The organism is Microcoleus sp. A2-C3 (genome assembly GCF_036706065.1).
In the GTDB taxonomy this organism is placed as follows: Bacteria; Cyanobacteriota; Cyanobacteriia; order Cyanobacteriales; family Microcoleaceae; genus Microcoleus.
The window spans coordinates 34,150-51,269 of the sequence record NZ_JAUBVX010000018.1 but is presented as its reverse complement, the minus strand read 5'-3'; the positions used below and the strand labels follow the sequence as shown (position 1 = coordinate 51,269).

At 46.2% G+C, this 17,120-nt stretch carries 8 protein-coding genes; all 8 read left to right on the top strand.

Features of this window, described 5'->3' with window-relative positions; genetic code table 11:
* Window positions 1-593 precede the first annotated feature (593 nt).
* The 8 genes from QUB66_RS12250 (at window position 594) to QUB66_RS12215 (ending at window position 17,090) form a co-directional block, all read left to right on the top strand.
* Window positions 594-1,775 (top strand): F420-0:Gamma-glutamyl ligase, encoded by a 1,182-nt coding sequence (locus QUB66_RS12250; protein WP_332968581.1) that lies wholly within the window; start codon window positions 594-596, stop codon window positions 1,773-1,775.
* Between the two features lie 294 nt (window positions 1,776-2,069).
* The gene (locus tag QUB66_RS12245) at window positions 2,070-3,386 is read left to right on the top strand and encodes a GNAT family N-acetyltransferase (protein ID WP_332968582.1); all 1,317 of its coding nucleotides are present in this window, start codon (window positions 2,070-2,072) and stop codon (window positions 3,384-3,386) included.
* Between the two features lie 235 nt (window positions 3,387-3,621).
* A complete protein-coding gene (gene ruvX / locus QUB66_RS12240) occupies window positions 3,622-4,089 on the top strand; it encodes a Holliday junction resolvase RuvX (protein ID WP_332968583.1) in 468 nt (155 codons plus the stop codon).
* A 302-nt stretch (window positions 4,090-4,391) separates the two neighbouring features.
* Window positions 4,392-4,967 (top strand): DUF3727 domain-containing protein, encoded by a 576-nt coding sequence (locus tag QUB66_RS12235; protein ID WP_265234589.1) that lies wholly within the window; start codon window positions 4,392-4,394, stop codon window positions 4,965-4,967.
* 607 nt (window positions 4,968-5,574) lie between these two features.
* Window positions 5,575-6,699, top strand: a complete 1,125-nt coding sequence (gene mltG, locus QUB66_RS12230; RefSeq protein ID WP_265234590.1) for an endolytic transglycosylase MltG — start codon at window positions 5,575-5,577, stop codon at window positions 6,697-6,699.
* A 142-nt stretch (window positions 6,700-6,841) separates the two neighbouring features.
* Window positions 6,842-7,363 (top strand): YqeG family HAD IIIA-type phosphatase, encoded by a 522-nt coding sequence (locus QUB66_RS12225; protein WP_265234592.1) that lies wholly within the window; start codon window positions 6,842-6,844, stop codon window positions 7,361-7,363.
* A gap of 493 nt (window positions 7,364-7,856) precedes the next feature.
* Window positions 7,857-8,753: a helix-turn-helix transcriptional regulator gene (locus tag QUB66_RS12220; RefSeq protein WP_332968584.1), complete on the top strand. Its 897-nt coding sequence runs from the start codon at window positions 7,857-7,859 to the stop codon at window positions 8,751-8,753.
* A gap of 588 nt (window positions 8,754-9,341) precedes the next feature.
* Entirely contained in the window at window positions 9,342-17,090 is a 7,749-nt protein-coding gene (locus QUB66_RS12215; protein ID WP_332968586.1) for a DUF7948 domain-containing protein, read from the top strand.
* Window positions 17,091-17,120: the final 30 nt, after the last annotated feature.

The window sequence follows — 17,120 nt, the reverse complement described above, 5'->3', positions numbered from 1 at the left end:
ATAGCTGTTCATTCGACCTTGAAGAAGCTGGAGGTGCGCGTTAGCGAAGCCCGCCCCTACGGGGGCTACGCCAACGAAGAGGAGCGCACATCTGGAACAGTCTTAGCTTAGCGATCCAAAAATAACTCATGTATACAGAATTGTTTACTGATTAAATGATTAATAAATATTCTAAAAAAATGTGGAGAGCCAGCTTATAACTTAACGTTTTTAATAATTATATATTATCAAAAACTTTACTATTAAATTATTGAATTAAGTGATTTTTTGGTAGACGTTGCTGATTTACGGTAGGAAAGGCTAAATATGCAAGTCATAGAAACCAGTATCCACAAAAATTCGGGATTTTCAACTGATTTTTTATATACCCTGATTAAGCAACGCTAGATTTTGGAGTGATCTAACTCACGAGGAGAGCTCTTTGAACAGCAACTTGACCGCTTTAGCCACCAGACGCGATCGCACTTACGTGTAATTGGGCATAAGTTCGATCGCCCTCAACAAACTCAGCAAATCCAATTACTACCGGATCGTCACTCAAAGTACCCGATATCGACTACAGTAAACACAAAATATTATTGGCGGTGATTTGAGTGATTGAGAGTTTAGCAACAGGAATCGCAGCAGCAGGTTCGCTGCTAGCATTGGGCGGATTGGGCCTAGAGTTGAACTATCGCCGGACTGGGAGTGCAAATAAACTAGAACTTACAGCCGGAGAATGGCACTTAGCCATAAACGAACCCAATCGCTATCTTTTAGTCGGCGAAATGGAGTTCCGCAACCTGACACAGCGGTTCGAGGTGATGTTGCCGGAAGTGCGCGCACAGGTGAAACTGCTATCAGACGGAAGCTTGGATGGCGTGATTTCCCAGACAAAAGTCATTCCTTGCCACAAAGACGCAAAAGCCCGATCGGACGATTACTGGTTCGGCTATATTGTTAAAGCCCAACAAAACACCAAAATTAAAGTTTCCGTAGACATTCAAGGGCAAGATTTAACCAAATTGCAGTCAGCTTGGGTGCAAATACATTTCATCACCTACGGCCCCGGCGGGCGCATCCCCAAAGTCCGCAACGTAGTAGTCCCGCTGCAATTTCCCAACTCGGACACCGTACCCGTCGCCCGCAATGTCGGAGTTGCAGAAGTCTTACCGATTCGCACGCACATACTGGCCGAACTCGACAATCCCGTGGAAATTGTCAAGCGTTACGTTTTGCCGCGCGCCGAGAAAGGCGATATCGTCGCCCTCGCAGAAACTCCCCTAGCCTTGATGCAGGGGCGCTACCGCCATCCCAGCGAAGTTAAACCCGGATGGGTAGCTAAGCGAGTTTGCTTGTTTTTCTTGCCGATGTCGAGTTTGGCCACGGCTTGCGGGATGCAAACTTTGGTGGATGTAGTCGGGCCTTGGCGCGTAGTTGCAGCATTTGCGATCGGCTCTGTAGCTAAAATATTGGGTAAACCGGGAGTCTTCTACCAACTTGCAGGGGAACAAGCCAGACTAATCGACGATGTTACGGGGACTTTGCCTCCCTTCGACCAATTTATCGTGCTTGGCCCGGACAATCCCCAGCAAGTTGTAGAAGAAATTCAACGAGAAACGGGACTTGCGGCGGCGATCGTAGACGCTAACGACTTAAAAGCAGTTAAGATATTAGCAGCGACCTCCGATTTATCGATCGCATTTTTAGAGCAAGCCTTACGCAGTAACCCCGCCGGGAATGCTGACGAACGAACACCAGTGGTTTTAATTCGACCTCTGCCACAAAAATCTTGAGTTGACAATTGAAAATTGAAAATTCAAAAACACGATTTGAAATTTTTAATTTTCGCTCGACTAAGAAAGGGTGAAGAATTCAAATCTCTAAGTTTTGAAATAAAAACTCAAAACTTCCCTAACTCTTCCCCTTTCTTAAACATATTTGATTTTTTGATTTTCATTGTCCGGTTTCGTGCTATCACGGTTCTCAAGTTTCGTGAGGAACTCGCCAACCAATAACCAATAACCAATAACCAATAACCAATAACCAATAACCAATAACCAATTTATACCTCACCTGAGAATTTATATATGACTTCATTTCCCTCTCAAAACCAAAACCAAGTTGTAATTCGCCCGTTTCAGTACCGCGATATCGAGGCGATGGAACAACTGTGCGCGGAAACAGCCGAACAACCAGAAAAACGCAAGGATGCAAGCTGCGACTTGGTACTAGGTAAAAAGTTGCAGCAGATTCGTCGCTGGTACGGACTGCTAAAGCTGTTGAGCTTGTTTCCCAACCCTTGTCAATCCCTGTTTCGGGCCCACGTTGCTGAGGAAGAGGGGACAGTTAAGGGCATAATTCAGATTTCTCCGTTCAACCGCACCCGCAGCACTTGGCGGATCGATCGCGTCGGAGTAGACCCAGAAGCCCGCAGCAAAGGCATTGGTTCGATGCTGATGCGCTACTGCTTCGAGGCAGTCTGGGAGGCACGCACCTGGTTGCTAGAGGTGAATGTGGGCGATAACACTTCCCTGGCTTTGTATCGCCAGAACGGGTTTCAGCCGTTGGCACAAATGACTTATTGGTCGATCGCCCCGGAACGCCTCCAAGAAATGGCCTCCGCGACGCCAGATTTGCCCAACCTGCTGCCTGTAAGCAACGCGGACGCTCAATTCCTATATCAACTCGATACCGCGTCTATGCCACCGTTAGTACGTCAAGTATTCGATCGGCATATTCAAGACTTCAAAACCAGTTTTTTGGGCGCATTGTTTGAAGGTGTCAAACAATGGCTGGGCAAAACAGAGGTAGTCAGCGCCTACGTATTTGAACCGCAGCGCAAAGCCGCGATCGGCTATTTTCAGGTACAGCTATCCCGCAACGGCCAACAGCCACACGTCGCCCAGTTGACTGTACACCCGGCCTACACCTGGCTGTACCCAGAACTGCTATCCCAGATGGCGCGCCTCGTTCAAGATTTCCCAGTTCAAAGCCTGCAACTGGCTTCCGCCGACTATCAGCCGGAACGGGAAGCTTATTTAGAGCAATTTGGAGCCGTGCGTCTGGAACACAGTTTGCTGATGTCGCGATCGGTGTGGCACAAATTGCGCGAGTCCAAATTAGTCTCTCTCGAAGGACTCCAGCTATCAGAAATGCTGCAAAGCTTCCAGCCAACTCGCAAACCAGTACCGGGCCGGATGTCCTGGCTCGGCCCGATGGCTGGAGAAGCCGCAACAGGGCCCGCGTCGTCCGAGATTAAACCCTTTTTGTTAGACTCAGGAAAAAGTCAAGCCGAGCGAGTTAACCCATTGAACAGCCAGAATTCCGAATCAGAAGTAACAGATGCTAGCAGCATTTTGCCTCCTTATTTGCCGGAATTACCTCTAGACGGCGTGCAAGAATAAGACTTAATTCCTGATAGAAAAAAGCAGAAAGTAGAAACTCGAAAAAAAACTACCTTCTGCTTTTTGTTGATATCGAGCCAAAAATACCAATCTTACTTCTGACTTTCTTCCCTTCTTCCCTTCTTCCTTCGCGTTTTTCGCGGCTAAGCGCTTCGCGCAGGCTACGCCAACGCGGTTTGTTAAATCATAATTATTGCCGCGAAAAAGCAGTAAATCTACAAACTAAAATTGATTAATGTCCAACGAAAAATTATGGATTTCTGCCCTCGGATTAGATATCGGCAGCAAACGAGTCGGCATCGCCGGATGTGACGGCACTGGTTTAATCGCTACGGGGATTACTACTCTGGTACGATCGTCCTTCGATCGAGATGTAGCTTACCTCAGAGGGCTCGTGCAAGAGCGGAGAGTGCAAATTTTGGTTGCTGGCTTGCCCTACTCCCTGAACGGAGAAGTGGGCGCTCAAGCCCGAAAAGTCCAGAAATATGCTAGTCGCATCGCCACCGCCTTAGATCTCCCCCTAGAATACGCCGACGAGCGCCTGACTTCTGTTGGCGCAGAGGAACTGATCCGAGATCAAGGGATGTCGCCCTCGCAAAATAAGGGTTTGATCGATCGCAAAGCAGCGGCCTTGATTTTGCAGCAGTGGCTAGACGAGCGCAGGCAAAAGATCGGCGCAATTCCCAATCCTGATAGCTTGTAACACAGGCATGATATCCTAGTTGTGCAAGTTTGCTACGCACACCTGTAAGCGTTGACAGATGGGAGAAAATTCCCCAGAACCTCGGTACTGAAGCAGCACATAATTGTGATTTGTCCTCAGTGTCGCCGGCGGACTCGGCTAAGATTTAAACGCTGCACTCCTCGCCTGTGGAAAATGCCGCGAGTCTCGCGGTTTAAGTTTGTGGAATAGCGATCGCCCGATCGACCAGAAGATCGCCACGAAAACTCCCAGTTGTCAAGCAAACATTACTGAATTATTGACGGAAAATTAAGATACACGCGATGTCCTCATCCCCAAACCGCAAAGAGAATGGCAGTTCCAATGAAGAGTCCGTCACCCTGACGGATGAACTTGGGCGCAAGCTGACTTGCAACATAGAGCATTCGATGAGCCTAGAAGGTCAAGAATACGCTTTGCTGATTCCCATAGACTCTCCCGTAGAAATTTTTACTTGGCACGGAGACGAAACCGACGAAGCAGCAATTCCTGTAGAAGACGAGGCCGAAATTGACAAAATTTTTGATATCGCTACAGTTGTCCTGCAAGAGCAGAACTTGAAGCTACGGCGCACGGCAGTCACACTCACTGTGGTTGGCGAATTGCCGGAATTTCCCGACGAGGATTTGGCGCCTGATGTCGATCCTGATGAGGAGTCGGAGTTTGAGGAACTAATGTGGTTGACCAGCTTCTATCACGAAGAACAGGAATATGCCATTTATACGCCTCTCGACCCGTTCTTTATCTTGGCTAGAATGAATGATGATGGCGAGCCAGAATTACTCTCGGAAGAAGAGTTCCAAAGGCTAGAACCGATGTTACCTATGCTAGAAGATCAATTTTTTGACGAGCTTGATTAAATATTAATTGCAGTCAAAAGGCATGAGGCAAAAAGCAGAATATTTGACTATTTTATAAAAAAGTCAACTGCTCGCCCGATCGAACTTTTGCGAGATTGCACCTTAGCCCTGTCAGCTCAGGCTGTAGAACTGGGCAGCGTGAAGGGGATCTTTTCAAAGGCTAGTATCCGTAACTTTTCGGTCATCAATCGCAGGTCATCAGTCATTAGTCGCTACTTAATCGCCGCTTATCGAGGACAACGGACTTTGACATCCTCCACTGCCTAAAGGCGAGTGGATTCCCAAACCTCACGATTTAAGTTTCTGCTTCATCCACCGTTGCATACCACAGTTAAAAACCATGTACCGTCTTACACAGAGTCCACAGACTTTTATTCCCATTTCAGACTCATCCGATCCCGATCGTCCATCGGTACGGTGTCAGCAAAAGCTTTTTGTACTTGTTGCTTAAAGTTTTTACCTGTACAAGCATTTCTGTACAGAACCCCCTAACTTGAGTTTTCAAGGTGCATTGCCTACTGCTTGATTTTCGCTTTTCGGCAACTTAAGTGTACCACACAAAATATAAAGCCGTCCTTTTAGGACGGGGTTTCTACCCAAATTTTCGATGAGTAAAGAAGAACTGACAAAAGGCAGCGCGCGCGAGAGCCGAAAAGGTACTCGGCAAGTCTCTAAATGGTTGTTTTATCTGGCGTTGCTGCCGGCAATTTGGGGCGTTTGCGCTTGGCAAGGCTGGGCTTGGTGGAGCTGGGCTGCGGCGCCACCTAAAACAGCCACTCAGTCAACTTCCCCAGGACAGGATGCTGCTGTTTCAATCCAAATCCCCCCCGGTACTTCCAGTCAAAAAATCGGCCAGGATTTGGAAGCGGCGGGCTTAATTCGATCGGCAGGAGCATGGAATATGTGGGCCCGCTGGCTGACTATGCAAAACCGCGACGGAGGTTTTAAAGCCGGAACTTACCAACTGTCGCCGACTCAGCCCTTGAGTGCGGTTGCCGAGAAAATTTGGAAGGGTGAAGTCGTACAGCAGAGTTTTACCATCCCTGAAGGGTGGTCACTGCAACAAATGAGCACTTATTTTGAAGCGCAAGGTTTTTTTCCGGCTCAGGATTTTATGGCAGCGGCAAGTCAAGTTCCTTACGCTCAATACCCTTGGCTGCCGAGCGGCTTGCCTCATTTGGAAGGGTTTTTGTACCCGGATACTTATCAGCTAGACGGCGATGCAGTGAGTCCGCAAGCTGTCATTAAACAAATGCTCGATCGTTTTGAGCGGATAGCTTTGCCGGTCTATCAAAAAAATCAGAACAATACTAAGCTTTCTTTGAAAGAGTGGGTGACGCTGGCAAGTATTGTGGAAAAAGAAGCTGTGGTGGCGAGCGAGCGCAATCGCATTTCAGGCGTGTTCAATAACCGTCTGAAACTAAATATGACCTTGGGTTCCGATCCTACAGTTGAATATGCCCTCGGCATTAGGCAAACTAAGGAGAAGCCTTTGACTTTTAAGCAGGTGGAAACGCCTTCTCCTTACAATACTTATATCAATGTAGGGCTGCCCCCAACTCCGATCGCAGCTCCGGGAATTGCCAGTTTGGAAGCGACTCTGACTCCTGAAAATACGGAATATCTGTATTTTATGGCTCGGTACGACGGCACTCACATTTTCAGCCGCACTCAGGCGGAACACGATGCTGCTGTGGCGAAAATTGACCAAAAAGTGCGATCGGGTCAATAGATAGGCAATGACTAATACATAAGTAAAAAGTCAAAAGTTACAAAGCCAAAGCCAAAATCATTGACTTTTGATTTTTTACTTTCTCAATGTTGAACTTTCCATGTCTTATTTCTCAATCTAAAATCTAAAATCTAAAATCATTATGACTTGGGGCAAACTACTACAGCCTGACTTAGTTTTAGGCAATTCGGTCGTAAATTTAACGGCTGATATTCTTGAGAAATATCATATTAAAGGATTAGTATTGGATGTGGACGAAACCCTAGTTCCCATGACAGCAATGAATGCTTCTGAGGAACTCAGCCTGTGGGTGGAAGAAATAAAACCGGTAGTATCGCTGTGGTTGGCGAGCAATAATTTAAGTCAGACTCGGATCGGTAGAATTGCTGAGTCTTTGAATCTACCTTACATCACTGGTGCAGCTAAGCCATCGCGCCGCAAGTTACGCAAAGCTGTGACGGCGATGAATTTGCCTGTGGAACAAGTGGCGATGGTGGGCGATCGACTTTTTACTGATGTTTTGGCCGGCAATCGTTTGGGTATGTTTACTATTTTAGTCGAGCCAATGGTTGATGCAGGCTATGCGATGCGGAAATATCCGGTGCGTTCTTTTGAAGTTTGGGTGTCTCAAGCTTTGGGGGCATCTCTTGATCACAGAAAGTAGTCATTAGTTATTAGTCGTTATTCATTAAACTGTTGCACATTTAAATTATGGGCGTTGCTGAATTAGGGTATGATACGGGCAAAAATATGAGAGGGGAGCCGCAAATGATTTCTGGGATTTTGATGGGAATTGGAACATCTAAAGTGCTTTTGTACTGTTAGGAAACTTTAGCGGGCGTCATTTTATTTGAGATTTGGGGATTTGGGGATTTGAGTTCTAAAAGTTAATAATTTCAGTTCTGGACGGATGGGGCGCTAGAAACCCGGTTATGAGGTCTGCGTGCGCAAGTTTTATAATTGTAGGCGCAACGGCTGGGATGAAAGTGCTGATTATCGACTCGTCTCTCCACCGCTTTAGGGTCAATTTCCATTAAATTTTATTACAAATGCTTGACAAAAAAACCGATAATATGTAGCGTAAGTCATGGTATTTTTTGTATAACTGCGGGAAATTCAGACATATAGAATAATAGCAACTGCCGCAGGTGCCAGCTATGTCCTCAGAGAAAGCATTAATTCTTGATTTTGCCCAGACAGAGGCGATGAAATTGATTTTGCCGCATCCGGCAATTCTATCTAGTCACGGCGCAAATTGGGAGGGGATTCATGTCGAATATCACCATCAGCCGCCACACGAATGTCCCGAACACTGTCTCCAACAGCACAGCATTGGCATGATACTCTCTTCAACTATTGGGGGAGCAGTAATTAACGGGAAACACTACGGTAGCGAACGGTGCGAAGGCGAACAGATTTTCGTCGCTGCTGCTGGCACTGATTACCACCCCTATGCAGTCGAAGACCATGAATTTATGGCGATCGCCCTTGAACCAGACCACTTCGACAATACAGTTCACGAATCCACAAACGGGAATCTCATTGAAATTATACCGCACTGGCAAACCCGCGATCCATTAATTTTCGGCATTGGCTGGGCCCTCAAAACCGAACTTGAATCAGGTGGATTAAACGGTACTCTCTATGTCGATGCACTGAAAAACGCCCTTTCACTTCATTTGTTGCACCACTATTGTGCACAAAAACTCAAGCTACAAGATTTTGCAGGCGGTCTCGATCCTAGCAAATTGCAGATAGTTATTGACTACATCAATGACTATCTCAACCGAGACTTGCACTTAAGCGAACTTGCTAATCTAGTCCACATGAGTCCTTATTATTTCACTCGTTTGTTCAAACAATCTACTGGAATCCCGCCGCATCAGTACGTCACAAAATGCCGGATTGAGAAAGCCAAATTGTTGTTAAAACAGCCAGAATTTTCCATAGCATATATCTCCCAGCAAGTCGGGTTTAAAGACCAAAGTCACTTTAGCAAAACTTTCTGTAAAATCGTCGGTTTGAATCCGAAGAAGTATCGCGATCGACTTTAAATTTAGCAAAAGGAAACAACGCTGTGTTGTGTCCCTACATATAATATTTATTTTCCCATTTGTAGGGACACTCCAAGAGCCCATTGGTGATAACAATCGCCTAAAACCCCTGAGAAATCTCGCTTTTACCTGAGTCTAGATCCCCCTAAATCCCCCTTAAAAAGGGGGACTTTGATCGGACTCTTGTCCCCCCCTTTTTTAAGGGGGGCTAGGGGGGATCTGGCCCTAATCGTCAAACAACACTCTGTGACTGGGTTTGACGTTAAGTTGACACCAATGAGCTCTTGGAGTGTCCTTGACTGCCGTGTCCTTGACAATCGCGTGTTCCGCAGTCAAAGGACACAACAGTGTTGTGTCCCTACATATATGCCTTCAGGACTGGATAATATCTCGATCAATCCACATGATCGTCGATTTGTATGAGAGATTATACCGAGCCCGTAGCCCGTGTTACAATTTTTAATCAAAAATCCGAGAAATCTCGCAAGAAAATTGTATTTTTCGTAAATTATTCGCAAGAATTTACTATACAGCAGAGCTGGTGCTTGTATATACTTAGTCGCATAACATCAACCAGGGGTACCAGCTATGAGCTCTCAAAATCAACAGGCATCTTACGGTCAGATTCCCTTAAGTTTTATTGCAAATGCTGGACAAACTGACCAAAATGTGCAATTTCAGGTAAAAGGTGCCGGTCACAGCATCTTTTTCAGTCCCAACGAAATCTCCTTCACTGCTTTCTCTACACCAACTGAACCGGGAAATCCAGCAACAGCAACTTCTGCGACTGTCCGCAGCAGCTTAGCCAACAGCAACCCCAATCCCACAATTTCCGGCTTGCAACAATTGCCGGGAGTTGCTAACTTTCTCTTAGGCGAAGATTCGAGTCAGTGGCACACCAACGTCCCCACATTTAACGGCGTAGTTTATCAAAACGTATATCAAGGAATTGACCGCGTTTTCAAAGGAACAGAAGGACAACTTAAAAGCGAGTTTTTGGTTGCACCTTTGGCAGATCCGAGCCAAATTCGGATGAACTATAGTGGAGTTAGCGATATCCGGTTGCGAGACGACGGAGCACTGATATTAGAAACGCCGCTGGGCGAATTAATTGATAACGCACCGATAGTTTATCAAGATATCAACGGACAGCGGGTGAATGTTCCCGCCGCTTACAATTTATTAGGAAACGGTCAAGTTAATTTTACTTTGGGAGATTTCGACCGCACTCAACCCTTAGTTATTGACCCGGTTTTAGCTTACTCGACTTACTTAGGCGGCAGCGGAAATGAGAATGCCAACCGCATCACCGTAGATAGCACAGGTGCGGCTTACATTATTGGCACTACTGTTAACAATTTTACTACTACTCCTGGTGCGTACCAAACTACACCAGGGGGTCAATCTGATATCTTGGTTACGAAAATTAACCCCGAAGGAACTGCCTTAGTTTACTCTACATATATTGGCGGGCCTAACAATGATGAAGGTTTTGATATTGCGGTAGACAGTCAAGGAAATGCTTATTTAACCGGACCAGTCAATCAGGGTTATCCAACTACAGCGGGTTCTTATAAACCTACAGCAAATATTACGAGTGCTGCTGTAACTAAACTGAATGCTGCGGGGAATTCGTTAGTTTATTCTACTTTTTTAGGCAGTAGCGCGATTGGTGATACTTTTTTCGGCGGTACCGGGAGTAGCCTCGGCAACGGCATTAAAGTAGATAGTAACGGTAATGCTTATGTTGTCGGGCCTACATTCGGCGGTTTCCCCACTGTCAATGCCTTCCAGCCTACATACGGAGGCGGACTGGATGGGTTTCTTGCTAAAGTTAATCCAACCGGCAGTGCTTTAGTTTACTCTACCTATTTAGGTGGTCAAGGTGACGATGACGCTAAAGCCATTGCACTAGATAATTCTGGTAATGTCTGGGTTACCGGAAATACCAATTCGACTAACTTCCCGCTGAACCAAGCTAATGATACACTTCCCGGCGGTTTTGAAGCTTATGTCAGTAGATTTAACGCGAATGGTGAACTTACTTATTCCACTTATTTAGGTGGCAGCGGTGAAGATAAAGGTAATGATATCGCTGTAGATAGTTCTGGAAATGCCTATATTGTGGGATATACCACATCAACTGATTTTATTGTATCTGCTGATGTTCCTCTAGCTCCTAAGATTCCCAATATTCCAATTCAAGCTGCTAATGCAGGTGGTGCTAAAGATGCTTTTGTTACCAAGATACGTGCTAATAACTCTTTGGCTTATTCAACTTATTTGGGTGGCAGCGGAGAGGAGAATGGCGATCGCATTACTGTAGACAGTGCGGGTAATGCTTATGTGACGGGAAACACTACTTCGACTAATTTTCCGACTTTGAATGCTATTCAAAGTATCAGCGGCGGCGGGCAAGATGCTTTTGTCACGAAAATCAATTCATCTGGTTCGGCCTTAGTTGATTCTACTTATCTTGGCGGCAGCGGGAACGACTTTGGTGGTGGTATTGCGGTAGATACTTCTGGTGGAGTTTATGTGGCGGGAGGTACTGCTTCTACTAATTTGCCAACAGCAAATCCTTTCCAAGCGGCGAATGGGGGAAGTGCCGATGTTTTTATTACTAAACTAATTCCTGGGGGACCGCAGGTAAAGATTATTGAGTCGGGCGGCAGCACTAATGTTGCAGAAAGTGGCACGACGGATACTTATACAGTTGTTCTGACTAATCAGCCTACTGCAAATGTGGCGATCGCGCTCAACACCGGCACAGAAATTAAGCCGATTGCTGGCCTTAATTTCACTCCAACTAACTGGTTTTTACCGCAAACCGTGACAGTCAGCGCAGTTGATGATACTGTCGCAGAAACTTCGCCACACACTGGCGCGATCGCCCACAGTGCTATCAGTACCGATGCTAATTATAACGGCGCGACTGCAAGTTTTACAGTTAACGGTACTGCGGGCAATGCTGTCAATGCTAACATCACCGATAACGACATCGCAGGCGTTACCATTACTCCTGCTACTACGACTGCTACGGAAGGCGGTGTCAATGGCAGTTATACCGTTAAATTAAATACTCAACCGATCGCACCTGTGACGATTAACGTGGCTACAGGCAGTCAAATTCAACCAATTACAGCACTGAATTTTACTGCAACTAATTGGAATGTCGCTCAAACTGTGGCGGTGGCTGCTGTTGACGACAATTTAGTTGAAGGAAATCATACTGGTGCGATCGCCCATACTGCTACCAGTACCGATGTTAAGTATAATGGCGTCACAATTGGCGGTGTCAATGTCGCCATTACCGATAACGATACAGCAGGTTTCAGCGTTGCACCTACGAACATAACAGCTACAGAAGGCGGTGCCACTGGCAGTTACAAAATCCAACTCACAGCCGAACCGACTGCACCAGTTAATATTAGCTTTAATACTGGCAGTCAAATTAGCCCGATCGCCACACCGATTACTTTTGACAGCACTAACTGGAATGTTGCCCAAACTGTGACTGTGACTGCGATCGATGACAATCTAGCACAAGGAACCCACAGCGGCACGATCGCTCACACAGCTACCAGTACCGACGCCAATTATAACGCCAAAGCGATTCCCGATGTGACGGCATCGATTACTGATAACGATAGCCCCGGTGTGTCGATCGTGCAAGCGGCAGGCAGTACAAATATTGCTGAAGGAGGTGCAACCGATACCTATGGCGTAGTTTTGACTACCGCACCTACTGCAAACGTGACGATTAATTTTGACGCGGGTACTCAAATTAGTGCGATCGCACCTCTGACTTTCACGCCCAGTAATTGGAATGTTGCTCAAAATGTGACTGTTAGTGCGATCGACGATAGCATAGCCCAAGGAACTTACAGCGGCACGATTACTCACAAATCTGTCAGTACAGATACTTTTTATAATGGGCTGACAATTTCTCCTGTGACTGCGACGATTGCTGACAACGATACCGCAGGCGTGAGTGTTTCACCTGCGAGTACAACTGCTACAGAAGGCGGTGTCACAGGCAGTTATACACTCAAGCTAAATTCGCAACCGACGGCACCGGTTACTCTCAGCTTTGAGGCGGGGAGTCAAATAAGTGCGATCGCCTCTGTTAGCTTCGACTCTACTAACTGGAATGTGGCGAAGTCAGTCACAGTAACGGCTACAGATGATGCGGTTGTCGAAGGAAATCATGCGGGCAGTATTTCTCATAGCGCTGCGAGTGCTGATAGCAAGTATAGTGCGATCGGCATTCCGGTTGTCAATGTCGCCATTACCGATAACGACACTGCGCCAACCCCAACACCACCAGTCACGCCAACCCCAACACCAACACCACCAGTCACGCCAACCCCAACACCAACACCACCAGTCACGCCAACACCAACACCACCAATCACGCCAACACCAACACCACCAGTCACGCCAACACCAACACCACCAGTCACGCCAACGCCAACACCAATTAGAATAGTGACACCTCCTGGTATTACTGTTAACCCAACAACAGGATTAACGACTGATGAAGGTGGATTAATAGCAACATTTACTGTCCAACCCAATACCAAACCTAGTGCCAATGTCACAATAAATTTAAGCAGTTCTAATGAAGCAGAAGGAAAAATTAATCTGCCATCACTTACCTTCAATTCTGCTAACTGGAACATAGCACAAACTGTAAAGGTAACAGGTGTTGATGACCGTGTAATTGACGGGGACAAAGCTTACACAATTATTACCGCACCTGCTATTAGCAATGACAGCAACTACTCCGGGTTAAATGCAGCCGATGTTGCTGTTACCAATCTTGATAACCAGACCAATACTGCCGCACCGAAAGACGACGCTGGAAACACGGCAAATACAGCCAGTGACATCAATGCAACTACTGTTCTCAGAACTTACAAGGATTCAGTTAGCAGCGCTGACGAAGATTTCTACAAATTCACGATCGGCGCTAAACATGACTTCAGCTTGTTAGTCAACGAATTCACTTCAGATGTGAAAGTTGAATTGCTTGACAGCAGTCTAAATGTCATCTCAACAGCACAAAATTCTGCTGGCAACTCTGCAAAATCAATCAACCGCATTTTGGAAAACGGCACTTACAGGGTTCGAGTTTCTTCAGTTAATGGTGCTGAGACTCCATACAACTTAAACATATCTGCTGTACCTCGCCTTTCAGGTGTCACAACCACAGGGTATCAAGTCCTTTCCTCTACAGCTTCGCCGTCAAATTCAAATACCACAAACTCTTCTAACAGCAGCAACCCCAATTCATTCACGTTCCTGAGTAATAACAACTTCCTTGCTGCCACACCGAATCTTACTAATCTTAACAGCACCAACAATTCTGTTACCACCTTCAACCCTAATGCCACCAGTTCGCTGATTAATAACAACCCGATCGCCCCAGCGAATTTTAATAGTCTTGACGGCCTTGATGATCCCAATCATAATATCCCCGCCAGTGTATCCAGTTCATTGATTAAGCTAGACCAATTCCGCGCTAAACCAAGTTTTTCTGGGATTGACGGCAAGGGTTATTCTATAGCAGTAATAGATACTGGCATAGACTTAAATCACCCATTTTTTGGGCCGGATGCCAACTCAAACGGTATCAGCGATCGCATCGTTTTTAACTACGATTTTGCCGACGGCGACGCGGATGCTAGCGACAGAAAAGGACACGGATCGAACATTGCCAGCATCATTGCTTCCCAAGACTCAACTTACACAGGGGTGGCACCAGGTGCTAACATTATCGGCCTCAAGGTCATTCGGGATACGCCTCGTGAGAAAGACGAAAAAAATAAGTTTGCATTTATAGAACAAGCATTGCAGTGGGTATTGGAAAATGCAGACACTTACAAGATTGCCAGTGTCAATATGTCCTTGGGCGATGCTGGAAATTATTCCAGTTCTACTCCAGACTACGGTATAGGAGATGAACTGGCAGCTTTGGCCGCGAAGAATATAATTGTTGTCTCATCATCAGGCAATCGTTACTACCAGTACCGGAACGATCCAGCAGGTGTAAATTACCCTGCCGCCGATCCGAATTCGCTGTCAGTTGCCGGGGTATATAATGACGACATTGGCAGTTACAAATATGACGATTATTTTGCCAATTATGAGCCAGACGCATTACTCACCGCTAATACCACTGCTGCCGATCGCATTCTCCCCATTTCTCAGCGTGGCAACGCATCAAACACAATTTTTGCTCCGGGGGCGCCCGTCACCGGTGCTGGCAAAGATGGCGATTTAAGCACCTATCACGGCAGCAGTCAAGCTACAGCCTACATTAGCGGCATTGCAGTATTAGCCCAACAGTTAGCACAGCAAAAATTGGGCCGCAAACTGACGCCAACTGAGTTCAAAAATCTTTTGAAATCAACGGGTGTCACCATCAATGACGGCGACAATGAAAACGACACTGTTAAACATACTGGTCTTAATTTCAAGCGCGTTAATGTGCTGGCTTTGGGTGAAGCTATTGCTGGAGGAGGTGTTGTTCAGAACCGTCCGCCACAAGAGAAGATTCATTTAGCGTATTACTATAAGGAGTTCAATCAAGACATTAAAAATGTCTACACCGATCCGGATGGCGACTTAATCTCTTACAAATTAACTCTAGAGGATGGTCGTCCTTTAAGCAGCAGTTTCAACAGTCGTTGGCTGGGATTATCTTTCGACTCTAACCAGAACACAATCAAATTTACTGGCACTCCGCCAGAGTTTAATATTAATGGACGACCGTTGAGTTTTGTAAGACCATTTAAGGTTAAGTTAACCGCCACCGATCCTGCCGGTGCTAGCAGTTCTCAAACCTTCAAGATAACGAAACTTAACGGTCGCTGGGTGATTGATAATTACATTGCAGGTGCTAAGGTATTTTTGGATGCCAATAAAAATGGTGTTCTCGATGCTAATGAACCATCAACTAATACTGACGATAATGGTCAATTTAATCTGGATTTTCCCTTCGAGACTTTCGACAAGAACGAAAATGGAGAAATTGATTCAGATGAAGGCAATTTAGTTGCTTTTGGCGGAATTGATACCGCTACGGGTTTGCCTTTGGAAACGCCTGTTACTGCGCCTGCTGATGCTACTGTTGTGACGCTGTTAACCACTCTGATGGTGGATTTAATTGATAAGGGAATTGAGAGTTCGCGCGCCGAATCTCTGGTCAAATCTGCTCTTGCTATTCCGGCTGATGTTGCGATCGCAGATTTCGACCCCATCTTAGCCACCAACGCCAGCGAACCGGGCGGTGTGGAAACTTTGGCAGCAATGGTAAAAGTCCAAAACGTGATCACTCAAACAGCCGGTTTAATTGACGGCGCATCTAGTGCATCTACTAAGGATCTTGTCAAGGCTGTTGTGGGTGCAATTACGGAAAAAATTCAATCTGGTTCTGCCTTAAATCTCAGCAATGCAGCCACTTTAGAACCAATCATTCAGCAAGCCGCTGGTAAAATCCAGCAGATTGACCCCAGTTTCAACATTCAAAAAGTCACCCAAATTACCTCGCAAGCTGCGACAGTAATGGCAACAGCAAATCAACGCATTGATGCGGCTGTCTCTAACCCAGCAGGAACATCAATTCCCCAAGCAGTTGCCCGCGTCCAAAAAGTATCTTTGGGCGCAACAACTCAAGATTTCAAAGCAGTTGGTGCGGGAAGTAAGACAATTTCCCAGTTAGTTACTGAAAATACTGGTACTGCTTTAGATACCAAAATTCAAGCTGTGACATTGCCGGAAGGTTCGGCGGTTCCTGTTGTCACTGGCGGTGTCGAACCTATCAACAATTCTGCCAATTCAATTATCGGCACGAATGGCAATGATAGTCTTACCGGCGGCAGCGATAACGATTTCATCAGCGCCCGACGCGGCAACGATTTGATTGATGGCGACTTGGGCAATGACACTGTTTATGGTGGCAAAGATAATGATACTTTGCTGGGCAATAACTGTGACGATATCCTGTTTGGAAATCTGGGTAACGATTTGCTCAATGGCGGTGATGGCAATGATTTCCTGAGTGGCGGCTTCGGAGATGATACTTTGATTGGAGGCCTGGGGAGCGATCGCTTCCTACTATCTACCAATTCTGGCATCGATACGATCGCCGATTTTGAAGATGGCACAGATTTGCTAACACTCACCAACGGCATTACTTTTGCACAATTGGCAATTTCTCAAAATGGCGGTGCAACCTTAATTCGATTGGCGGCAACCGGAGAAATTTTAGCTTCTCTAAATGGGGTGTCTTCGAGTCTGATTGGTGTCGCCGATTTTGGCTCAATATAACCCCCCCCTAGGGCGTGTTTTCTTGACCCG